The organism is Pararhizobium mangrovi, assembly GCF_006516965.1.
Classification (GTDB): Bacteria; Pseudomonadota; Alphaproteobacteria; order Rhizobiales; family Rhizobiaceae; genus Pararhizobium_B; species Pararhizobium_B mangrovi.
In genome coordinates this window covers 142,844-163,336 of the sequence record NZ_VHLH01000004.1, presented here as the reverse complement: position 1 = coordinate 163,336, position 20,493 = coordinate 142,844, and the positions used below count along the sequence as shown (strand labels likewise).

Genomic DNA, 20,493 nt, shown 5'->3' with positions numbered 1-20,493 from the left:
GTCGAACGATTTCGGTCCCGGCGAGTTGCTCGCCGGGATCTTGCATTCAGGGAGTTGAAAATCATGGGTCTTCTCGACGGCCTGATGGGCCATGCCAGCGACGCCGATACGAAGAAGATCGGCGAGAAGCTCGAAGGCATCCTCTTGCCCGAAGAAGAGGTACGCCTCGCTTTCAACGTGCTGCGCGACTTCTTCGTCTTCACCGACCTTCGCTTCATGATCGTCGACGTGCAGGGCATGACCGGCAAGAAGACGAACTACCTGACGATCCCCTACGGATCGATCAGCCGGTTCTCGCTGGAGACAGCGGGCAGCTTCGACCTCGAAGCCGAACTGCGCATCTGGCTTTCCGGCGAGGACCAGCCGATCGAGCGCACGCTCGGCAAGGGCGTCGACACGAAGGGTATCCAGCAGGCGCTCGCCGCCGGCACGCTTCGCTGACACTCACGCCTTCAGGCATGCGCCGTTCGTCGTGGAAGCATCGCTCGTACGACCGCGCGCTACGGCGGTTCGCCGTTATCGTGCTTTTAAGGCACAATCATTTCACTGATTCGACCGCGATACGCATGATGGGAACCGACGGCCCCTGATGGACGACAAGAAGGACGATCTCTTTTCGGCAGGCGCGACACCCGCATCCGCCGGTAGCGCGAACGGCCGGCGAAAGAGTGCCGCAAAGGCGAAGCCCGCCGAACCGCAAGCCAACGGCGACTATTCGGCCGCCGATATCGAGGTGCTCGAGGGTCTGGAACCGGTGCGCCGGCGACCCGGCATGTATATCGGCGGTACCGACGAGCGCGCGCTTCACCACCTCTTCGCCGAGGTCATCGACAACGCGATGGACGAAGCGGTCGCCGGTCACGCCGACCACATCGACGTCGAGCTCGAGGCTGACGGCTTCCTTTCCGTTTCCGACAACGGCCGAGGCATTCCGGTCGACGCGCATCCGAAGTTCACCGACCGTTCGGCGCTGGAAGTCATCATGACGACGCTGCACGCCGGCGGAAAGTTCGATTCGAAGGTCTACGAGACCTCCGGCGGTCTTCACGGCGTCGGCGTCTCCGTCGTCAATGCGCTTTCCGACCATCTCGAGGTCGAGGTCGCGCGCAACCGCAAGCTCTACCGGCAGGTCTTTTCGCGCGGCAAGGCGCAGGGGCCGATCGAGACGATCGGCGACACGCAGAACCGGCGCGGCACGAAGGTGCGCTTCCACCCCGACGCCGAGATCTTCGGCGAGAAGGCCGCCTTCGATCCGCACCGGCTCTTCACCATGGCTCGGTCGAAGGCCTATCTCTTCGGCGGCGTCAAGATCCGCTGGCGTTGCGCGCCCGCCCTGCTCGCCGGTGCGCTCGAGACGCCCGAGACCGACACGTTTCACTTTCCTGGCGGCCTCAAGGACTATTTGCAGGCGACCCTGCCGAAGGAGCATCAGGTCACGCGCGAGGTCTTCGCCGGCCATTCCAGGAAGACCGGCGGACACGGCTCGCTCGAATGGGCGGTCACATGGCATGCGGGCGACGCCTTCATGCGCTCCTACTGCAACACGATCCCGACCGGCGAAGGCGGCACGCACGAAGCAGGCATGCGCATCGCGCTGACGCGCGGGCTCAAGGCATATGGCGAGCTTTCCGGCAACAAGCGCGCGGCGCAGATCACGACCGACGACGTCATGACGTCGGCCGCCGGCATGCTGTCGATCTTCATCCGCGAGCCGGAATTCGTCGGCCAGACCAAGGACCGCCTGGCGACGGCGGAGGCGCAGCGCATCGTCGAGAATGCCGTGCGCGACCCCTTCGACCATTTTCTCGCGGGTTCGCCCGGCGATGCCGACCGGCTGCTCGAATGGGTCATCGAACGCGCCGACGAACGCATGCGCCGGCGCAAGGAGCGCGACGTCTCGCGCAAGTCGGCCGTGCGTAAGCTGCGCCTGCCCGGCAAGCTCGCCGACTGCTCGCAGACCGCGGCGCAAGGGGCGGAGCTCTTCATCGTCGAGGGCGATTCGGCCGGCGGCTCCGCCAAACAGGGCCGAAACCGCGCGAACCAGGCGATCCTTCCGCTCCGCGGCAAGATCCTGAACGTCGTCAGCGCCGGGCGTGACAAGCTGATGGCCAATCAGCAGATCGCCGATCTCGTCCAGGCGCTCGGCTGCGGCACGCGCACGAAATATCGCGAGAACGACCTGCGCTACGACCGCATCATCATCATGACGGATGCCGACGTCGACGGCGCACACATCGCCTCGCTGCTGATCACGTTCTTCTATCAGGAGATGCCGGAGCTCATCCGGCAGGGGCATCTCTACCTCGCGGTGCCGCCGCTCTACCGCATGACGCAAGGGGCGAAGACGCTCTACGCACGCGACGACGCCCATCGCGCCGTGCTGATGGAGACCGAGTTCACCGGTCGGGGCAAGGTCGAGATCGGACGCTTCAAGGGCCTCGGCGAGATGCTGCCGGCCCAGCTCAAGGAAACGACCATGAACCCGGCAACGCGTACCCTGTTGCGCGTCGAGGTCGACGAGCTGGACATCGAGGGCACGCGGCTTGCCGTCGACGACCTGATGGGCAGCAAGGCGGATGCGCGTTTCCGGTTCATTCAGGAGCGCGCGGCCTTCGTCGGCGAGCTGGACATCTAAGGTCCGGCTGGACGTCCCCGCCCGCTATCTCTCAGGCGGCGTGAACGGCGTTCTCCGCTTCGCTTGCGAAGAGCCGCGCCCGCTCGCGCCGGGCATTGCGGTCCATTCGCTCGAGACGAAGAAGCAGATCGTCGACCACCGGGCTCTTCCGACGCCGGTCCGCATATTGCGTGGCGAGCTTCGCGGGGAACGCCGCAAGATCGCTGCGGCATAGGCGGCGCATCGTCGTCGCTTCGACCATGACGTCGAGCACTTCGTCGAAGAGCCCGGCCGAACGGAACAAGGCGTTGAGCGCCTGTGTCCGGCCGCCATCCAGCAGGCTCTGGACGCGCTGTTCGCGATAGCCGCTCAGCCTCGCGACGGCGGTCACGAAGAAGTCCGGCCGTTTTGCGCACAGCGCGTGCAGCAGGAACGCGCTCGTCAGGCGGCCGGAAATCCGCAGATGTTCGACGAGGGCCGGCATTTCGGTGGTGGGCACCTCGCCGGCGAGCGCCAGCGTTGCCTGCGTGCACGCCTCGTCGGTCACGCGGCGTACGCGCTCGTGTCCCATGGTCGCACGCAGCAGCGCATGCGTCGCCAGCGCATCTCCGACCCGGAGGATGAGATCGTGGCGGATGGCGCCCGGCAGCGCGTCCCGGTCTAGCAGGCGCATGCGGATGGCCGCATCCACGCCGAAACGCTCTGCGATCCGCGCCAGCGAGACATTGGCGATCGCAATGTCGTCACGGTCGAGAAGCCGGCATACGAGGTCGACACTGCCGATCTCGACCAAGGCCGCAACGACGCCGATCGACAGGTTCTGTCGCCTGGCGATCGTCATGCGCATCGCCTCGCCCGCTTCGCCGACGAGATCCACGAGATCGCGGTCGAGAAGAACGGGCGAGCGTTCGACGATCACCGAAGCGATGGTGCGTTGGTCACGCGCGAGCGACAGGACGAGCGCACGCGGCGCGCCGCGATCGTCGGCGAGCGTCTCCGCCAGCGAAAGCCGCACGTTCGGCGAAGGGTCGTCGAGCAGGTAGATCATCGCCGTCTCGGCCGCCTCGCGTTCGAGCGGCGCAAGCCGGCTTTCGAGATAGGCCCGCGCGAGAAGATGCGCGGCCTTGGCGCGATCGGCGGCCGAAGCGCTTCTCGCCCATTGCAGAAAACGGTACACGATCATCATTCGGCCCCCACACCGCCGTCTCGTACGCATGATGGTGCCCTGATTCCGTTGACGAAACGTTTACCATGATCGATGTCGAGCAGACCGGTTCGGATAAGAAGCGCATGACGGCGCGATTTCGTCGGATACCGCGGCGTGCCCATGCGGCCGACATGCCGCCCGAGAACGCGTAATGCGTTCCGTCCTCTACATATCGCTCGGCGAACCCTCCCAGTTCGAAGCGGCGCACTCGAGCGGTGCGGACTGGCTCCTGGCGGACCTCGAAATGCGCGAAGGGCGCGACCGCGCGGTTGGGCGTGAACGCGTGGCTACGTTCCTGAAAGAATGCGATCGATCCCCGCCTTACCGTGCCGTGCGCATCGCACCGGTAGGCGAGGCCGACTGCATTGCGGACCTCTGCACCATCATGGCCGGCCGGCCGGACTCGGTCGTCCTGACCGGCGCGACGGATGGCCGCGACGTCCAGCATCTGGCCGTCCTCCTCGGCGTGCAGGAAGCCGAACACGGGCTTCGCCAATCGAGCACGCGCATCGTGGTCGCGATCGACAACCCGGCGGCGCTTGTCCGCATCGAAGATTTTGCCGGCAAGACCGAACGGCTGGCCGCGTTTCTCTTCGACCGCGAGACGCTCCGTGCGGCGATCGGCGGCAGTGCAGCGATGCCGTTCGCCGCGGAACGGATCGTCCTGGGCGCTGCCGTCGCCAGCGTTCCGGCGATCGATGCGCCTTCATCAAACGACGCGCTCGCATCGGCATGTCAGAAAGCGATCGATGCCGGGTTCTCCGCCAAGATGGCGTCCGATCCAATCCAGATCGAAGCGATCAATCGTCGCTTTACGCCGGGGCTGGCCGACGTCGCATGGGCCGAGCGCGTGATCGCACTCCTCCATGATCGGTCGACCGCTCACCTGAACGGGCAGCGCATCGGCGCGCTTCACCGAAGCCGCGCGGAAACGATCCTGCGAGCTTCGGCCTGCGCGTCCGTACGGCGCGAGTAAGCCGCCTCTTTAGTCCTTATGCCGTTCCGCCCCACGGACCGTGCTGCCCGTCCGTCGGGTCGTCGACGCGCTGGAAGCCGTGCGCACCGAAGAAATCCCGCTGTGCCTGGATCAGGTTCGCCGTGCCGCGCGCGCGCCGATAGCTGTCGAAATAGCCCAGTGCGCTCGCAAGCGCCGGCACAGGAAGGCCGGCACTCGTCGCCGTCGCAACGACGTGCCGCAAGGCCCCGTCCGTCTCCTTCACCATCTCGGCGAATTTCGGCGTGACGATGAGGTTTGCCGCATCCGGCGTCTCGTCGAAGGCGGACGCGATCTCGTCGAGGAAGACCGAACGGATGATGCAGCCAGCGCGCCAGATCTTGGCGATGGTCGGCATGTGCAGGTTCCATCCGAACTCGCGCGAGGCACCCGCCATGACGGCGAACCCTTGCGCGTAGGCACCGATCTTGCCGGCGAGCAGCGCCTGCTCGAGCGCGTCGATGACCTTCTCGCGGTCCTCGTCGGCCATGGCACGATTGTCCGGAAGCCCGAAAAGCTCTTCCGCACGTTCGCGCTCTTCCTTCATGGCCGAAAGGCTGCGGGCCGCGACGGCCGCCTCGATGCCCGTCGCGGGAATGCCCATCATCTGGCTCTCGATGACGGCCCAGCGGCCGGTGCCCTTCTGCCCGGCACGGTCGAGAATCATGTCGACCATCGGCTCGCCGCTCTTCGCATCGTCGGCTGCGAGCACCTTCGCGGTGATCTCGATCAGGTACGAATCGAGCCGCCCGGTATTCCACTTCTCGAAGACCTTGCCGATCTCCTTCGGCGCCATGGCGAACCCGTCGCGCAGGATGCCGTAGACCTCGGCGATCATCTGCATGTCGGCATATTCGATGCCGTTGTGGATCGTCTTGACGAAGTGCCCCGCGCCGTCCGTGCCGAGGCGCGCACAGCACGGTTCTCCGTCGAACTTGGCGGAGATGGAGGTCAGGACCTCCTCGACGCGCGCATAGGCGTCTTGCGTTCCGCCGACCATGATCGACGGACCGTGGCGCGCGCCCTCTTCGCCGCCGGAAACCCCCATGCCGATGAAGGTGAGGCTCGTGTCCTTCAGGGTCTCGAAACGGCGCATCGTGTCGCGGAAATTGGCGTTGCCGGCATCGATCAGGATGTCGTTGTCGCCGAGCAGCGGCTTCAGGTGCTCGATCTGCTCGTCGACCGGATCGCCCGCCTTGACCATCACGATGACCGGCCGCGGCGGGCGGATCGCCTGGATGAAATCCTCGATCGTCTCGCACGGCACGATGCGCTCGGCGAGGTCTCCGGCATTGTCGTAGAAATCGCGCGTCTTTTCCGTCGTCCGGTTGAAGACGGCGATGGTGTTGCCCTTTTCGGCGATGTTGAGCGCGAGATTGGCGCCCATGACGCCGAGGCCGATCAGGCCGATTTCCGCTTCTGGCATTCGAGCGTTCCTTGGTTGTTTCCCACCCGATGTTCTGGCACCGGAGATCGCCTGCGGCAAGCGGTCGCCGGCCGCTACGGCGCTTCGTAATAGGTATAGGCGTAGGTCATCCGGTCAAAGCCGAGGGCAGCATAGAGCGTATGTGCGGGCGTGTTTTCCTCCAGCACCTGCAGCGCCGCAAACCGTGCGCCGGACCGGCCTCCTCAGGCAAGGAGCGCCGAAACCACCCGTCGGCCGAGCCCCTCGCGACGGTGGTCCGGATCGACGGCGACCGAATCGAAGACGAGCACCCCGCGATGGATCGCCGCGTACGCTTGCGCGATCACGCGATCGTCCCGACGGATGGCGGCGAAGCGGACCGGAACGAGAATAGCCCGGGTCATCGCATCGTAGATCGTGCGGCTTTCGTCCGGCGCGCCGTTCACCCGCTGCCATGCATCGATCCATGCGGCGTCGGCGCTCGTGGATAGTTCGACGCGATCGTCCGTGGCGTCGTCGCTCGAAGGCATGTCCTGCCACAGCGTCAATGTCGGCGAGGGCCGGACGGCGCGGTAGCCGCGCGCGCGAAGCAGCGGCGTGACCTCGGACGCGAATTCCGGCACCCGGAAGACGGCCTTGCGCCCGCGTTCGGCGTAGAAGGCTTCGACGAACGCGAAAAAGTCCCCGTCCATGCCACGCGGACCACGCAGCGGATTGACTGAATTCACGCGTCGGACGGCGTCTCCGGAAAAGCGCAGCAACCAGTTGTCGCATCGAAGGCAGACCGCCGCAGGCCATGCAGCGGCAAAGGCCTCCTCGAGCCGCCAGTTGAAATCGTCTTCTTTCTGCAACAAAAAGGCTCCATATCGTCTCGCCATGAAACCGACGGCGCGCCGTTTCGTGGCGTTGAAGTTCGGCGTTCGGGCGACCGGGCTTCGACGCCATTGGCTTTTGAGGCGGAGTTTCCTATAGCTGCCGCCCGAAGGGTCTTTATCAACGGGGATATGAGTGTGAGTGCAACCTTCGAACGAGTAGCGGACATCATCGCCGAAACGAGCGAGATCGACCGCGACACGATCACGCCCGAAAGCCATACGATCGACGACCTCGGTATCGACAGCCTCGATTTTCTGGACATTGTTTTCGCCATCGACAAGGAATTCGGCATCAAGATACCGCTCGAACAGTGGACGCAGGAAGTCAACGACGGCAAGGTGTCGACGGAAGAATACTTCGTGCTGAAGAACCTCTGTGCGAAGATCGACGAGTTGAAAGCCGCCAAGGCTTGAGGGGCAAGCGTCCGCTCAAGCCGGCAGGAGCCGCATGCTTCTCGAGTATTTCCAGATGGTCGATCGCGTCGAATCGCTCGACCGAAAGGCGGGCCGGCTCGTCGCCCGCGCCCGCACGCCGGACGAAAGCCCGGTCTTCGAAGGTCATTTCCCCGGCATGCCGCTCGTGCCGGGCGTGCTCCTGATCGAAACGATGGCGCAGGCTTCGGGTTACCTGCTGCTCGCGCTCGACGATTTCGCAGCGATGCCCTTCCTCGTGTCCGTCGACGGGGCGAAGATGCGCACCTTCGTCGAACCGGGGACCGATCTCGTTGTGGAAGCCGATCTGGAACATGCCGGCTCCGGATATGCGGTGACGAAGGCGCGGATCCTGCGCGACGGCCGCCGGATTTGCGATGCCACCCTGAAGCTGAAGACGACGCCGTTTTCCGAAGTGCCGATGGGTGACGTCGTCCGGAAACGAGCGGGCGAAATCGGTCTTCTGGACGCGATGACGTCCGACGACCGTGAAACGGCGGCATCCTCATGAGCGAAGCGGCGAACGATGTGGTGATCACCGGCGTCGGTCTCGTCACCGCGCAAGGGGTCGGCAACGATGCGCACGTCGCCCTTTTGACGGGCAGCGAGCGCGACCCGCATGTCGATGCGCGGACGCTCGCCCCCTACCCCGTTCATCCAAAGCCCGAGATCGACTGGTCGCAGCAGATCCCGCGCCGTGGCGACCAGCGGCAGATGGGCGACTGGCAGCGTCTCGGTGTCTACGCTTCAGGCCTCGCACTCGACGATGCCGGCTTGAAGGACGATGCGGAAGCGTGCGCAGCCATGGACATGGTGATCGCAGCCGGCGGCGGCGAGCGCGACCAGTCGGTCGATTCCATGATCGTCGACGCAGCCGCCGAGCGCGACGACCACGATGCGCTCGTCAACGAGAAGCTGACGAGCGAACTTCGCCCGACGCTTTTTCTTGCGCAGCTTTCCAACCTGCTCGCAGGCAACATTTCGATCGTCCACAAGGTCACCGGTTCCTCGCGCACGTTCATGGGCGAAGAGGCGGCTGGCATCTCCGCGGTGGAAACGGCCGCCGCCCGCATTCGCGCCGGGCAGTCGACGCAGGCGCTGGTCGGCGGTTCGCTCAACGCGGAACGTGCGGACATGCTTCTGCTCGTCGAAGCCGCGTCGGGTGCGGCGCGCGGAGAATGGTCGCCCGTATGGGCGCGCGAAAACGCGGCTGGCGGCGGCATCGTGCTCGGATCCGGCGGTGCGTTCGTCATCCTGGAGTCGCGCAAGAGCGCGAACGCACGTGGCGCGACGATCCACGCGCACCTTTCCGGTGTGGCCGGCGATCGCGGTGCGCGTACGCCGGACCGCCTTGCCGAGCGCATGCGTCGCCTCGCCGAGGAAACCGGTGCGCTCGAGGCAGATGCGCCACTCGTTCTTTCGGGCGCGAGCGGTCTGAAGGACATCACGCGCGATGAACGCGCGATCCTCGGCGATCTCTTTCCGCACGCTCCGGTACGCGGCTACGGGAGCCTGACCGGTCATCTGATCGAACCCACCTTCCCGCTCGGCATCGCGCTTGCCGCGCTCGCGCTCAAGGCCAATGCCGCCGTCGCACCGTTCGATGCCGAGAACGAGGCGCCGATGCGCGTGCCGGCAAAGACGGCGATCGTCACGACGCTCGGCCATGTCCGGGGCGAAGGTATGGCCGTGCTTCAAGCCGAGGATGCGAACGGATGAGCACGTCGCGCTACACCGACCATCTCGGCCGTCCGCTCGTCGCCGTCACCGGTATCGGCGTCGTGTCCTCGCTCGGCAGCGGCGTCGCCGACAATTGGCGCGCGCTGACGGACGGCGTTTCCGGCATCCATTCGATCACGCGGTTTCCGACGGAGGGGCTTTCCACCCGCATCGCCGGCACGGTCGATTTCCTCGATCTTCCCGCCGAAAACGCCACCGAACGCTCGCACGCCATGGCGGCTTTCGCAGCCGAAGAGGCGCTTTCCGGTTCCGGGATCTCTAGCGCGTTCGGCGGGCCCCTCTTCCTTGCCGCGCCGCCGGTCGAGCCGGAATGGTCGCAGCGTTTCGCGCTCGGCGACAAGGCACACCCGGCCGCCGGCGAAGCCGATGCGTATCGCCGCTTCCTCGACGTCCTGAAGGATGCGCCGGATCTCGCCTTCCGCGAGTCGATCCTCTTCGGCGCGATCTCCGAACGGCTGGCCGACCGGTTCGGCACACGCGGCCTTCCCGTTACGCTGTCGACGGCCTGCGCGTCCGGCACGACCGCCATTCAGCTCGGCGTCGAGGCGATCCGCCAGGGGCGGGCCGACCGGGCGCTGACGCTGGCGACCGACGGTTCGGTGAATGCGGAATCGCTGATCCGGTTCTCGCTGCTTTCCGCGCTCTCCACCCAGAACGACCCGCCGGAAAAGGCTTCCAAGCCGTTCACGAAGAACCGCGACGGTTTCGTCATCGCCGAAGGGTCGGCCGCGCTCGTGCTGGAGTCGCTGGAAGCCGCCGAAGCGCGTGGTGCGGAAATCCTCGGGCTCGTGACGGGATGCGGTGAAAAGGCCGACCATTTCCACCGCACGCGGTCTTCACCCGACGGCGGACCGGCGATCGCTGCAGTGCGTGCCGCGCTCGAGGATGCGGGGCTCGACGAAACGGGCATCGGCTACATCAACGCCCATGGCACCTCGACGCCGGAAAACGACAAGATGGAATATCTGACCTTGTCTTCCGTCTTCGGCACGGCGCTCGATACCATTCCGGTCTCCTCGAACAAGTCGATGATCGGCCATACGCTGACGGCCGCCGGTGCGATCGAGGCGGTGTTCTCGCTGATGACGATCCGCACCGGCACCGTGCCGCCGACGATCAATCACGAGACTCCGGACCCTGCGATCCCGCTCGACGTGGTGCCGAACGTCAAGCGCGAAGCGTCCGTCTCGCGCGTGCTGTCGAACTCCTTCGGCTTCGGCGGGCAGAACGCCTGCCTTGTCATTGCCGGCGAACCCGCTTAATCCCTCGGCCCGAACGTAATGGCCGGGCTGGCGCGGTTCTCGAAGGGCCCGTGCTTACAGCCCGCGGATCGATGGTGTCGCGCGTCGCCGCACGGTCGATCGACGATCGGACGGTCGACAGACCCCGCACCCACGACGAAGGAACGACATCCATGCGCGCATTGCAGCTCGTCGAGGACCGCAAGCTCGAAACCGTGGATCTGCCCCCGCCGGAAGCGCCTGGCCTTGGCGAGGTCACGGTGCGGATCAAGGCGGTCGCGCTCAACCATATCGACGTATGGGGCTGGCGCGGCATGGCCTTCGCCAAGCGCAAGATGCCGCTCGTCGTCGGCGCGGAGGCAGCCGGCGTCGTCGATGCCGTCGGTCCCGGTGTGGCGAACCTACAGCCGGGCCAGCTCGTCGCGATCTACGGCGCGCGCACGTGCGGGCTCTGCAAGGCGTGCCGCGAGGGGCGCGACAATCTCTGCGAGCACGTCTCCGGCGTGCACGGCTTCCACCTCGACGGCTTCGCCTGCGAGGCGGTGAACCTGCCGGCGCGCCTTCTGGTGCCCGCCCCGCCCGGCGTCGATGCGATCGGTGCAGCCCTTGCGCCGGTCACGTTCGGTACCGTCGAGCACATGCTCTTCGACAACGCCAGGCTCGAACCGGGCGAGACCATCCTCGTCCATGCCGGTGGTTCCGGCATCGGCTCGGCGGCAATCCAGCTGGCGAAGAAGACGGGCTGCACGGTCATCACCACGGTCGGATCCGACGACAAGATGGAAAAGGCCAAGGCGCTCGGGGCGGATCACGTCATCAACTATCGCGAGGATCGCTTCGAGGGCGTCACCCGCAAGCTGACGAAGAAGAAGGGCGTCGACGTCGTCTTCGAGCATGTCGGGGCGGACACGTGGGCGGGCTCGATGCTGTGCCTCAAGCGCGGCGGACGGCTCGTCACCTGCGGCTCGACATCGGGTGTATCCACGCAGATGAACCTCATGCAGCTCTTCCAGCAACAGCTCAAGCTCTTCGGCTCGTTCGGCTGCCGCATGGAGAACATGGCGAATGCGATGGAGAAGATGGCACGCGGCATCGTCCATCCGGTCGTCGACGCGACCATCGGATTCGACGGCATCGACGAGGCGCTGCACCGCATGGAAAGCCGCCAGATTTTCGGTAAGATACTGCTTACGCTCGACTGATTGCCGACGATGAAGCTTTTCCTCACGCGTATCGTTTTGAAGGCGAAGCGGTTTTCCGACTGGCTCGCCGCGCAGGTCGTCTTCGCGATCCTGAAGGTACTCGGCCTGCTTCCGGTCGATACCGCGCTCGATGTCACCGATCGGCTTGCCCGGCGTATCGGCCAGCACACGAAACGGCACGCACTCGTCCAAGCGAACCTCGCCAACGCCTTTCCGGACAAGACCGAGGACGAGCGCGAGGCGATTGCGGGCGACATGTGGGCGAACATGGCCCGGCTCGTCGCGGAATACGTCTTCCTGGATAAGATCTTCGATTTCGACCCGGAGCGTAACGGCAAGGATCGGGTCGAGGTCGAAGGGGTGGAGATCTTTCGCGATCTCCTCGAACGGCCGCGCCCCTTCATCGTCTTTACGGCCCATACCGGAAGCTTCGAGCTTCTGCCGATCGCCGCGGCGACCTTCGGTCTCGACGTGACTGTGCTGTTCCGCCCGCCGAACAACCCGTATGTCGCGGAGAAGCTCTTTTCCGCCCGGCGGACGCGTTCGGGCGCACTGATCCCCTCCCATGCCGGTGCCGCATGGCACCTCGCAGCCGCTCTCGACCGGGGCCAGGGTGTCGGCATGCTGGTCGACCAGAAGTTCAATCGCGGGCACAAAACCGCGTTCTTCGACCGGCCGGTGCGCACCAACCCCCTGCTAGCAAAGCTCGTGCGCCAGTTCGAGTGCGACGTCTTTCCTGCCCGCTGCATCCGCCTGCCGGGCAACCGGTTCCGCCTTGAGATCGAGCCGGCGATCACCGTCCCGCGCGGACCGCGAGGCGAGGTCGACGTCGAGGCGACCGCACAGCTTCTCAACGACACGGTGGAACGCTGGGTTCGCGAACATCCCGGCCAATGGCAATGGTTCCACGACCGCTGGCGCATCCGAAAGAAGCTCGAACGGGGCGAAACCGTCGTCAAACGGCCTTGCCCCACGACCGGATCCGACTAGCTGCGGTGAAAAGCGGCTTTCGCGCCGCACCATCGTCAGCGAACAGGAGTTTCTGGATGAGGATCGATCTTTCGGGCAAGCGTGCCGTCGTCACCGGTTCCACGGGCGGTATCGGATACGCCATCGCCAAGGGTCTTGCCGGCGCCGGTGCCAGCGTGGTCGTGAACGGCCGGAAGCAGGATCGCGTCGATGCGGCCATCTCCAAATTGAAGAAAGAAGTCGAAGGCGCCGGCATCGAAGGCGTCGCTGCCGACCTCGGCAGCGCGGAAGGCTGCAAGGCGCTCATCGATGCGGTGCCGGAGACGGACATTCTCGTCAACAATGTCGGGCTTTTCGGTCCGAAGGACTTTTTCGATACGCCGGACGATCTTTGGGAGCAGTATTTCGCCGTCAACGTCATGTCCGGCGTTCGCCTGTCGCGCGCCTATCTGAAGGGCATGGAAAAGCGTGGCTGGGGCCGGGTTCTCTTCCTCTCCTCCGAATCCGCCTTCAACGTCCCGGCCGCGATGATCCACTACGGTGTTACGAAGACGGCCGATTCCTCGCTTGCCCGCGGGCTTGCCAAGCGCATGGCCGGAACCGGCGTGACGGTGAACTCGATCCTACCGGGCCCGACCTTTTCCGAAGGCGTCAGCGAGATGCTGCGCGAGCAGGCTGAAGAGAAGGGTCAGACGATCGAGGAAGCCGGTATCGAATTCGTCAAGAGCGAACGCCCCTCCTCGATCATCCAGCGGCCGGCAAGCGTCGAGGAAGTCGCGAACCTCGCCGTCTACGTCGCATCGCCGCTTTCGTCGGCGACGACCGGCGCCGCCCTTCGCGTCGACGGCGGCGTGGTCGATACGATCGCCTGACCGGCTGCGCTTCGTCGACGCTTCAGGCGACGATCGCGGACAGCGCCACGAGCCCGAGCAGCACCGTGCACGTTCGCCGGTAAAGCGCGATGGCACGCTCGATATCGGCGGGCGTGGCCTCGCGTCGGCCTTCGGCGTGGATCGCGGGTTCGTCGAGCGCGATGCCGCCATAGCTTCGCGGTCCGCCGAGCGAGAGGCCGAGGCTGCCGGCCATGGCAGCTTCGGGCCAGCCGGCATTCGGCGAGCGGTGGAAAGGTGCATCGCGCCACGCGGCGCGGACGGCTCTCCGGCCGGCTTCCTTTCCCGAACGCCAGACGACGGCGAGCGCAATAAGCCCTGCCGAAATGCGGGCGGGCAGCCAGTTCACTGCGTCGTCGAGGCGCGCTGCAGCAAAGCCGAAGTCGCGATAGCGCGCGCTGCGATGGCCGATCATCGAATCGGCGGTGTTCACCATCTTGTAGGCGAAGAGCCCCGGAAGCCCGAACACGAGGTACCAGAAGGCTGGCGCGACGACCCCGTCGGCGAAGTTCTCGGCAAGGCTTTCGATCGCCGCGCGCGCGACGCCGGCCTCGTCGAGCGTCGCCGGATCCCGCCCGACGATCATCGACACCGCCTTGCGTCCGCTCGAAAGGCCCTCGCGTTGGAGCGCGCGCGCAACACGCGCGACATGCTCGGCCAGGCTTTTCTGGGCCAGGAAGACCGCGACGACGGCGATTTCCAGAAGAATGCCGATGCCGCCGATGAAGGCGAAGAAGCGCCCGATGAGTTCGCCCGAAACGACGGCGATCGCAAGTATGGCGGCGACGGCGAACCCACCGCGCAGGCGCCCGGCCCATGCGGAAAGGCCCTGCCCGTTCATCGTCCCTTCCAACCAACCAATGACGGCTCCGAAGAGCACGACCGGATGCCGGAACCGTTGCCAGAGCCAGTCCGGGTCGCCGACGATCCGGTCTAGAAGCAATGCCACCGCAAGGATCGCCAGATGCATTTTGACGGTGTCGAGGCCCATCATCGCGGCTTGCCGAACGCACGAAGGGCGTCGGCAAGCCGCGCTTCGTCCGCACGGTCCGCCAGAAGTCCGAAGCGAAGCCAGCGCGGCGCGTAGTCGAACGGTCGCGTCAGGATGTGGCGTCGCGCCAGATGGTCGTGGAGTGCGCCGGCATGAAGGTGGTCGACGAGAAAGAAGAGCGCCGTCTTTCCTTCGACGGCGAGGCCGGCCTCGGCGAGGATATCTGCCGTCGCGATATGGCGTGCGCGTATCGTCTCGCGGAGTTCGGCAAGCGTCGTGTCGTCGCCGAGGATAGCCGACGCGAGTGCCAGCGCCGGCCCTGATACGGCCCACGGCCCGATTCGTTCGCGCAGCCTGTCGAGCGTGTCGTCGCGCGCGAGAACGAAGCCGAGGCGGATGCCGGCCAACCCGAACATCTTGCCGAACGAACGAAGGACGACAAGACCCGCACGCTGGCCAGCGTCATTCGCCAGGGATTCGGCCGGATCGGCGTCGGCGAAGGCTTCGTCCACGACGAGCGTCGCGTTACGAGCCGAAAGGCGCTCGTTCAAGGATAGAAGTTCGCCACGCGGCGTCACGCGCCCGTCCGGGTTGTTCGGATTGACGACCACGACGAGCCCGTGGCGTTCGTCGACCGCATCGAGGGTGGTAATGGCGTCGACGGCAAACCCGTGCCGCTCAAGTACGGCTGAATATTCGCCATAGGTCGGCGAGAGGATCGCGGCTCGCTCACCGCCTTTCATCAGAAACGGGAGCTCGCGGATGATCGCCTGTACGCCGGGCACGGCAAGCGGAAGGGTTCCTTCGGCCGCGCCGTAAAACCGGGCGGCGGCGGTACGGGCGGTGCGTTCGAGATGGCGGTCGGGTAGCCGCGCCCATGCCGATTGCGGAATCGCCGGCAGGATCGGTGGGAGCGGGTTGATGCCGGTCGAAAGGTCCAGCCAGTCCTCCGGCCTGCCGCCGTAGCGTGCGATCGCGCCATCGAGATCACCGCCGTGGCGCGGTCCGGCCTCACCCATCGGTCGAACCCGCACGGTCGACGACGTGCATGAAGGAACCGGCGACCTTGCCGCGACGCAGCCCGGCAGCACCGAGCGGGTTGCCGCACGCGTCGGCGATGTCGAACAGCCGCTCGGCCTGCCCTTCGTACTGCGTGGTCGCGTAATGGAACGCATGGCCGCGCAGCGGCCCGGACCAGATGAAACCGGGCCTCGGCTGCAGCTTGCGGTAGCCGAGGGTCCGCGGGCGCCCTGCCGTGAATTGCGTTTCGAGCGGCAAGGCGCCGAGCATGGCGTGGCGAACGCCGTGCTCGTCCGTCAGCCCCTCGCCGAGCACCATGTAGCCGCCGCATTCGCCGTAGACCCAGGCGCCGCGTTCGATCGCCGCCGCCGTGCCCGCGTGGAACGTCGATGCAGCGGCGATCCGCCCGGCATGAAGCTCCGGATAGCCGCCCGGCAAGTAGACGGCATCGCAGTCGGTCGGCGGCGCTTCGTCGGCGAGTGGCGAGAAGAAGCGGATCTCCGCGCCGCGCCGTCGCCAGCCGAGAAGCAAATGTTCGTAGACGAAGGCGAAAGCGGTATCGCGCGCGATCGCGATCCGGCTTCCGGGCGGCGGCAGGCGTTCGATGTTCGCTTCGGGTACGGGCGGCGCGAAGATACCTGCCGCATGCACCAGCGCATCGCAGTCGACTCCGGCTTCTACGGCATCGCCGGCGCGTTCAATGAAGGCCTCGAGCCCGCCGTGCTCGCTCGCCTGGACAAGACCGAGATGGCGCTCCGGCACGGAAAGCGCATCGTCGCGGCGAAGCGCGCCGAAGACGCGGATGCCACGCGCATCGAGGGCCGAGCGCAACATGGCCTCGTGCCGGTCGCTGCCGACCCGGTTCAGGATGACCCCGGCGACGAGCGGCATCTCTCGGAAATTGCGATGGCCCTCGACGAGGGCTGCCACGGAATGGGAAAGCTTCGCGCAGTCGACCACGAGGATGACGGGCAGCGAAAGCGTCACGGCGAGATCCGCCGGCGTCGCCGTTCCGTCGGCCGCCCCGTCGTAGAGACCCATCATCGCTTCGACGACCAGCATGCGGCCACCGCGCCGCGACAGTGCCGCATTGGCGACAAGGCTTGCCGGTTCGCTCGCCCACGGATCGAAGTTCAGGCAGACCTCGTCGCTGGCCGCCGTATGAAACGCCGGATCGATATAGTCGGGCCCGGCCTTTCCCGGCGCCGCCGCAACTCCGCGCCGAACGAGCGCGCGTAGGAGCCCGAGCGTTACGGTCGTCTTGCCCGAGCCGGAAGCGGGCGCTGCGATCATGATGCCGTTCAAGCGTGATCCTTCCCGACCGCGGCACCCGTCCCGAGCGGATCGGCGACGAGCGTGCGCCCAACGAGTGCGCCGAGCCAGTCGAGCCCCGCGCGAAGCCGTACCACCTCGCCGAGCACGACGACGGCCGGCGGCGCCAAACCATGCGTGGAGACCTCGTCCTCCGCCCGAGCCAGCGTCGTTTCGAGGACGACCTGCCGTTCCGTCGCCGCCGCGCAGACGAAGGCGATCGGTTCGTCGCCCGGACGTCCCGCTGCCATCAGACGCTCGGTGATCGGCCCGACATGCTTCATCGCCATATACATGACGATGACCGGCGAACCCTTCGCGACGCCTTCCCAATCGATCCGGTCCGGCACCACACCACCGGAATCGTGGCCGGTGAGGAACGTGACCGTATGGTTCGTGTCGCGGTGCGTGGCCGGGATGCCGGCATAGGCGAGCCCGCCGATCCCGGCCGTGATCCCCGGCACGATGCGAAACGCGATCTCGTTGGCGACGAGCGCCAGCGCCTCTTCCGCGCCGCGCCCGAAGACGAAGGGGTCGCCACCCTTCAGGCGGAGCACGCGGTTGCCGGCGCGCGCCAGCTCCACGAGGCGAAGGGAGATGTCGCGCTGTTTCGCCGATGGTTTTCCGCCGCGCTTGCCGGCATATTCGAGAACGGCGCCGCGCCGGGCGAGCTTCAGGCATGCGGCATCGACCAGCGCATCGTAGACGATGACGTCGGCCTGGCGGATGGCGTTGACGGCGTGCAGCGTGAGAAGGCCCGGATCGCCCGGCCCCGCGCCGACGAGCCAGACGCTGCCCGGTGCCATCTCTGCCAGCCCCTCGAACGGATCGGTCATCGACTGCCCTTTGGATCGGATGGTGTACGCCTGTGCTCCACCCACTTTCGTGCGTTCGTGCCCGCGCCTATAAGCACGGCATGGACGAGGATTTCAACGCGGCGCCCGAGGAAGGGCCGGAGACCGAAGGCGAACTGCGCCGCGGCTGGACGACGGGCGCCTGCGCCACGGCGGCGACCAAGGCGGCGTTGACGGCGCTTCTCACCGGCGAATTTCCCGACCCCGTCGCCATTCGCCTGCCGAACGGCGAGGAACCCGCCTTTGCGCTCGCATTCCAGACGCTCGGGGAGGTCTACGCGTCGGCCGGTATCGTCAAGGATGCCGGCGACGACCCGGACGTGACGCACGGCGTCACCGTCATCGCCACGGTGCGGCCGCTCGGCGAGAACGAAGGCATCCGCTTTGCAGCCGGTCAAGGCGTCGGCACGGTGACGAAGGCCGGTCTGCCGATCGCCGTCGGAGAACCGGCGATCAATCCGATCCCCCGCGAGATGATGTGCGAGGTCGTCGAGGCGCTCTGCGCCGAGCATGCGGTGACCACCGATGTCGAGATCCGCATTGCCATTCCGGGCGGCGAAGCAATTGCCGAAAAGACATGGAACCCGAGGCTCGGCATCCTCGGCGGGTTGTCGATCCTCGGCACGACGGGAATCGTCAAGCCGTTCTCCTGCGCCTCGTGGATCCACTCGATCCACCGCGGTATCGACGTCGCGCGCGCCGAGGGGCTGACCCATCTGCTCGGCGCCACCGGTTCGACGTCCGAAGCGGCAGGCAAGGCGTTCCACGACTTGCCCGACGGCGCGCTCCTCGACATGGGCGATTTCGCCGGCGGTCTGCTGAAATATCTGCGTGCCCATCCGGTCGAAAGGCTGACCATCGCCGGCGGCTTCGCCAAGCTCGCCAAGCTCGCCCAGGGCGCACTCGACCTGCACTCTTCGCGTAGTCAGGTCGACAATGCCTTTCTCGCCGATCGCGCGGAAGAAGCGGGGTTCTCGCCCGCCGGAAGGGAGGCGATCCTTGCCGCCAATACGGCGATGGAGGTGCTGGAAATCGTCCGTGCGGAAGGGGTCGATCTGCCTGCGGCGATCGCCGCCCGCGCCCGTCAGACGGCGCTCGATACGCTGCGAGGCGCGCCGATCGAGGTCGACGTGCTGGTGATCGATCGCGCCGGAGCGATCCTGGTACACGCTAGCTGAAATGCGACCACGCACGGTCCTCATCCTCGGCGGAACCCGCGAGGCTTTCGAGCTTGCCGAACGGCTTGCGCCGCACGCTGGAATGCGGGTCGTCACGGCGCTCGCCGGGCGTACGCGCAGTCCCATGCGGCCGGCCGGCGAGATCCGGATCGGCGGATTCGGCGGAAGCACCGGCCTGGCGACGTATCTGCGAGCCGAAGCGGTCGACATGCTCGTCGATGCAACGCATCCCTTTGCCGCACGAATATCCGAAAACGCGCAGAAAGCCGCCGCGACCACCGGAACGCGCCGGGTGGTCCTCGTTCGGCCCCCATGGCACCCCCATGATGAAGACGACTGGCGTCCCTGCGCACGTGTCGAAGCGGCGGCCCAAGCGTTGCCGAACGGCGCGCGTGCCTTCCTTGCGCTCGGCAGCCAGCATCTGGTGCCCTTTGCGGCGAGAAAAGACTGCTTCTTCGTCGTCCGCATGATCGATCCGCCGAGCGAAGCGCTGCCGCCTGAAAACCACACGCTCGTGCTCGCGCGACCCGGCCGGGACCCGAACGACGAGATGCGCCTTTTTACCGAGCATACGGTCAGCCATCTCGTCTGCCGCAATTCCGGTGGCAAAGGCGCACACGCCAAGCTGGAGGCGGCACGCCATCTGCGCCTGCCGGTCTTGATGATCGACCGGCCACCCTGCCCGGACGGTGAAACCTTCACCGATGTGGATGCGCTCGTCGCCGCCATCGCCTGATCCGACCTTAAGCCGTCTCTCGCTTCTTCTTGCCGCGGTTGCGCAACACGTGCGCATAGTCCGCGTCGTAGAGTGCGGAGTCGCGGAAATCGTGTTCGCCGAGAACCGGACCGACGAAGATGAGCGCCGTGCGCGTGATCTTCTCCGCGCGTACGGCATCCTTCATCCCGGCGAGCGTGGTGTGGATGTAGCGTTCGTCCGGCCATGTCGCGCGATAGGCGACGATGACCGGGCAATCGGCACCGTAATGGGGTTCCAGCGCTTCGCGAACATAAACGAGATTGCGCACCGAAAGGTGGATCGCGAGCGTCGCGCCGGAACGGCCGAGCACTTCCAGCCGCTCGCCTTCCGGCATCGAGGATGCCTTCATGCCCGTGCGCGTCAGGATGACGGTCTGGGCGATCTCCGGCAGCGTGAGTTCGAGCTTCAGCCTGGCGGCGGCACCGGCAAAGGCCGGTACGCCCGGCACCACATCGTAATCGATGTCGAGCGCATCGAGCCGGCGCATCTGTTCGGCGACGGCGCCGTAGATCGACGGGTCGCCCGAATGCACGCGTGCGACGTCCTGTCCCTTGCGATGCGCCGTTTCCATCTCGGCGACGATCTCGTCGAGGTCCATCGGTGCCGTGTCGCGCACCAGCGCACCCTCCGGCGCCGCCTCGACGATCTCGACGGGTACCAGCGAACCGGCATAAAGGCAGACCGGGCACCGTTCGACGAGCCTCAGCCCCCGCACGGTGATGAGATCGGCGGCCCCCGGGCCGGCGCCGATGAAATGGACGGTCATGGACATGCCTCCGAGTAGATCTGCGCAGATGATTTCGGTCGCCGCGA

The 20,493-nt window shown here is 66.3% G+C and carries 20 protein-coding genes; 12 read left to right on the top strand and 8 right to left on the bottom strand.

From position 1 onward, the window contains the following. Positions 1-63: 63 nt before the first annotated feature. Complete coding sequence (locus tag FJU11_RS03710) at positions 64-441, top strand: PH domain-containing protein (RefSeq protein WP_141165675.1); 378 nt, start codon at positions 64-66, stop codon at positions 439-441. A 148-nt stretch (positions 442-589) separates the two neighbouring features. Continuing rightward, positions 590-2,635, top strand: a complete 2,046-nt coding sequence (gene parE, locus FJU11_RS03705) for a DNA topoisomerase IV subunit B (RefSeq protein WP_141165674.1) — start codon at positions 590-592, stop codon at positions 2,633-2,635. Between the two features lie 31 nt (positions 2,636-2,666). Here the strand turns inward: parE and FJU11_RS03700 are convergent, their stop codons facing one another. Continuing rightward, positions 2,667-3,800, bottom strand: coding sequence for a DUF2336 domain-containing protein (locus FJU11_RS03700; RefSeq protein ID WP_181408028.1), 1,134 nt, complete (start codon positions 3,798-3,800; stop codon positions 2,667-2,669). A 172-nt stretch (positions 3,801-3,972) separates the two neighbouring features. On the opposite strand from FJU11_RS03700, the gene FJU11_RS03695 reads away from it, so the two are divergent. Further along, positions 3,973-4,797, top strand: a complete 825-nt coding sequence (locus FJU11_RS03695; protein WP_141165672.1) for an HpcH/HpaI aldolase/citrate lyase family protein — start codon at positions 3,973-3,975, stop codon at positions 4,795-4,797. A gap of 16 nt (positions 4,798-4,813) precedes the next feature. Here the strand turns inward: FJU11_RS03695 and gndA are convergent, their stop codons facing one another. After that, complete coding sequence (gene gndA / locus FJU11_RS03690) at positions 4,814-6,241, bottom strand: NADP-dependent phosphogluconate dehydrogenase (RefSeq protein WP_141165671.1); 1,428 nt, start codon at positions 6,239-6,241, stop codon at positions 4,814-4,816. 203 nt (positions 6,242-6,444) lie between these two features. Next, complete coding sequence (locus tag FJU11_RS03685) at positions 6,445-7,071, bottom strand: GNAT family N-acetyltransferase (protein WP_181408027.1); 627 nt, start codon at positions 7,069-7,071, stop codon at positions 6,445-6,447. Positions 7,072-7,224: 153 nt separating this feature from the next. Between FJU11_RS03685 and FJU11_RS03680 the strand changes: the two genes are divergently transcribed. The 7 genes from FJU11_RS03680 (at position 7,225) to FJU11_RS03650 (ending at position 13,551) form a co-directional block, all read left to right on the top strand. Beyond that, positions 7,225-7,509 carry an acyl carrier protein gene (locus tag FJU11_RS03680; protein ID WP_141165669.1) on the top strand — a complete coding sequence of 95 codons (285 nt, stop codon included), beginning with the start codon at positions 7,225-7,227 and terminating at the stop codon, positions 7,507-7,509. A 34-nt stretch (positions 7,510-7,543) separates the two neighbouring features. Further along, positions 7,544-8,038, top strand: coding sequence for a 3-hydroxyacyl-ACP dehydratase FabZ family protein (locus FJU11_RS03675; RefSeq protein WP_141165668.1), 495 nt, complete (start codon positions 7,544-7,546; stop codon positions 8,036-8,038). Continuing rightward, the gene (locus tag FJU11_RS03670) at positions 8,035-9,246 is read left to right on the top strand and encodes a beta-ketoacyl-ACP synthase (RefSeq protein WP_141165667.1); all 1,212 of its coding nucleotides are present in this window, start codon (positions 8,035-8,037) and stop codon (positions 9,244-9,246) included. Before FJU11_RS03675 ends, FJU11_RS03670 begins: the two co-directional genes overlap by 4 nt. Continuing rightward, positions 9,243-10,529, top strand: coding sequence for a beta-ketoacyl-ACP synthase (locus tag FJU11_RS03665; RefSeq protein ID WP_141165666.1), 1,287 nt, complete (start codon positions 9,243-9,245; stop codon positions 10,527-10,529). The genes FJU11_RS03670 and FJU11_RS03665 overlap by 4 nt, the downstream gene beginning before the upstream one ends. Before the next feature lie 152 nt (positions 10,530-10,681). After that, complete coding sequence (locus FJU11_RS03660; protein ID WP_141165665.1) at positions 10,682-11,710, top strand: zinc-binding dehydrogenase; 1,029 nt, start codon at positions 10,682-10,684, stop codon at positions 11,708-11,710. A gap of 9 nt (positions 11,711-11,719) precedes the next feature. Next, positions 11,720-12,700: a lipid A biosynthesis lauroyl acyltransferase gene (locus FJU11_RS03655; protein WP_141165664.1), complete on the top strand. Its 981-nt coding sequence runs from the start codon at positions 11,720-11,722 to the stop codon at positions 12,698-12,700. Between the two features lie 56 nt (positions 12,701-12,756). Next, entirely contained in the window at positions 12,757-13,551 is a 795-nt protein-coding gene (locus FJU11_RS03650) for an SDR family NAD(P)-dependent oxidoreductase (RefSeq protein WP_141165663.1), read from the top strand. Between the two features lie 22 nt (positions 13,552-13,573). Here the strand turns inward: FJU11_RS03650 and cbiB are convergent, their stop codons facing one another. The 4 genes from cbiB to cobA are packed head-to-tail and all read right to left on the bottom strand — an operon-like array spanning position 13,574 to position 17,727. Beyond that, on the bottom strand, positions 13,574-14,560 hold the full coding sequence (cbiB, locus tag FJU11_RS03645) for an adenosylcobinamide-phosphate synthase CbiB (RefSeq protein ID WP_141165746.1): 987 nt from the start codon (positions 14,558-14,560) through the stop codon (positions 13,574-13,576). Then, the gene (gene cobD, locus FJU11_RS03640) at positions 14,560-15,579 is read right to left on the bottom strand and encodes a threonine-phosphate decarboxylase CobD (RefSeq protein ID WP_141165662.1); all 1,020 of its coding nucleotides are present in this window, start codon (positions 15,577-15,579) and stop codon (positions 14,560-14,562) included. Before cobD ends, cbiB begins: the two co-directional genes overlap by 1 nt. Then, the gene (locus tag FJU11_RS03635; RefSeq protein WP_141165661.1) at positions 15,572-16,885 is read right to left on the bottom strand and encodes a cobyrinate a,c-diamide synthase; all 1,314 of its coding nucleotides are present in this window, start codon (positions 16,883-16,885) and stop codon (positions 15,572-15,574) included. Before FJU11_RS03635 ends, cobD begins: the two co-directional genes overlap by 8 nt. Next, positions 16,882-17,727, bottom strand: coding sequence for a uroporphyrinogen-III C-methyltransferase (gene cobA, locus FJU11_RS03630; RefSeq protein WP_141165660.1), 846 nt, complete (start codon positions 17,725-17,727; stop codon positions 16,882-16,884). Before cobA ends, FJU11_RS03635 begins: the two co-directional genes overlap by 4 nt. 80 nt (positions 17,728-17,807) lie before the next feature. On the opposite strand from cobA, the gene FJU11_RS03625 reads away from it, so the two are divergent. Next, entirely contained in the window at positions 17,808-18,923 is a 1,116-nt protein-coding gene (locus FJU11_RS03625) for a cobalt-precorrin-5B (C(1))-methyltransferase (RefSeq protein WP_141165659.1), read from the top strand. Between the two features lies 1 nt (position 18,924). Continuing rightward, entirely contained in the window at positions 18,925-19,659 is a 735-nt protein-coding gene (locus tag FJU11_RS03620; protein WP_141165658.1) for a cobalt-precorrin-6A reductase, read from the top strand. 7 nt (positions 19,660-19,666) lie between these two features. Here FJU11_RS03620 and cobM read toward each other — a convergent pair whose 3' ends face one another. Further along, positions 19,667-20,446 (bottom strand): precorrin-4 C(11)-methyltransferase, encoded by a 780-nt coding sequence (gene cobM, locus FJU11_RS03615; protein ID WP_141165657.1) that lies wholly within the window; start codon positions 20,444-20,446, stop codon positions 19,667-19,669. Between the last annotated feature and the right edge of the window lie 47 nt (positions 20,447-20,493).

Excerpts from the sequence above, each read along its gene's own strand:
- FJU11_RS03710 (WP_141165675.1), top strand. The coding sequence starts at position 64 with ATGGGTCTTCTCGACGGCCTGATGGGCCATGCCAGCGACGCCGATACG.
- parE (WP_141165674.1), top strand. The coding sequence starts at position 590 with ATGGACGACAAGAAGGACGATCTCTTTTCGGCAGGCGCGACACCCGCA.
- FJU11_RS03700 (WP_181408028.1), bottom strand. The coding sequence starts at position 3,800 with ATGATGATCGTGTACCGTTTTCTGCAATGGGCGAGAAGCGCTTCGGCC.
- FJU11_RS03695 (WP_141165672.1), top strand. The coding sequence starts at position 3,973 with ATGCGTTCCGTCCTCTACATATCGCTCGGCGAACCCTCCCAGTTCGAA.
- gndA (WP_141165671.1), bottom strand. The coding sequence starts at position 6,241 with ATGCCAGAAGCGGAAATCGGCCTGATCGGCCTCGGCGTCATGGGCGCC.
- FJU11_RS03680 (WP_141165669.1), top strand. The coding sequence starts at position 7,225 with ATGAGTGTGAGTGCAACCTTCGAACGAGTAGCGGACATCATCGCCGAA.
- FJU11_RS03675 (WP_141165668.1), top strand. The coding sequence starts at position 7,544 with ATGCTTCTCGAGTATTTCCAGATGGTCGATCGCGTCGAATCGCTCGAC.
- FJU11_RS03670 (WP_141165667.1), top strand. The coding sequence starts at position 8,035 with ATGAGCGAAGCGGCGAACGATGTGGTGATCACCGGCGTCGGTCTCGTC.
- FJU11_RS03665 (WP_141165666.1), top strand. The coding sequence starts at position 9,243 with ATGAGCACGTCGCGCTACACCGACCATCTCGGCCGTCCGCTCGTCGCC.
- FJU11_RS03660 (WP_141165665.1), top strand. The coding sequence starts at position 10,682 with ATGCGCGCATTGCAGCTCGTCGAGGACCGCAAGCTCGAAACCGTGGAT.
- FJU11_RS03655 (WP_141165664.1), top strand. The coding sequence starts at position 11,720 with ATGAAGCTTTTCCTCACGCGTATCGTTTTGAAGGCGAAGCGGTTTTCC.
- FJU11_RS03650 (WP_141165663.1), top strand. The coding sequence starts at position 12,757 with ATGAGGATCGATCTTTCGGGCAAGCGTGCCGTCGTCACCGGTTCCACG.
- cbiB (WP_141165746.1), bottom strand. The coding sequence starts at position 14,560 with ATGGGCCTCGACACCGTCAAAATGCATCTGGCGATCCTTGCGGTGGCA.
- cobD (WP_141165662.1), bottom strand. The coding sequence starts at position 15,579 with ATGGGTGAGGCCGGACCGCGCCACGGCGGTGATCTCGATGGCGCGATC.
- cobA (WP_141165660.1), bottom strand. The coding sequence starts at position 17,727 with ATGACCGATCCGTTCGAGGGGCTGGCAGAGATGGCACCGGGCAGCGTC.
- FJU11_RS03625 (WP_141165659.1), top strand. The coding sequence starts at position 17,808 with ATGGACGAGGATTTCAACGCGGCGCCCGAGGAAGGGCCGGAGACCGAA.
- FJU11_RS03620 (WP_141165658.1), top strand. The coding sequence starts at position 18,925 with ATGCGACCACGCACGGTCCTCATCCTCGGCGGAACCCGCGAGGCTTTC.
- cobM (WP_141165657.1), bottom strand. The coding sequence starts at position 20,446 with ATGACCGTCCATTTCATCGGCGCCGGCCCGGGGGCCGCCGATCTCATC.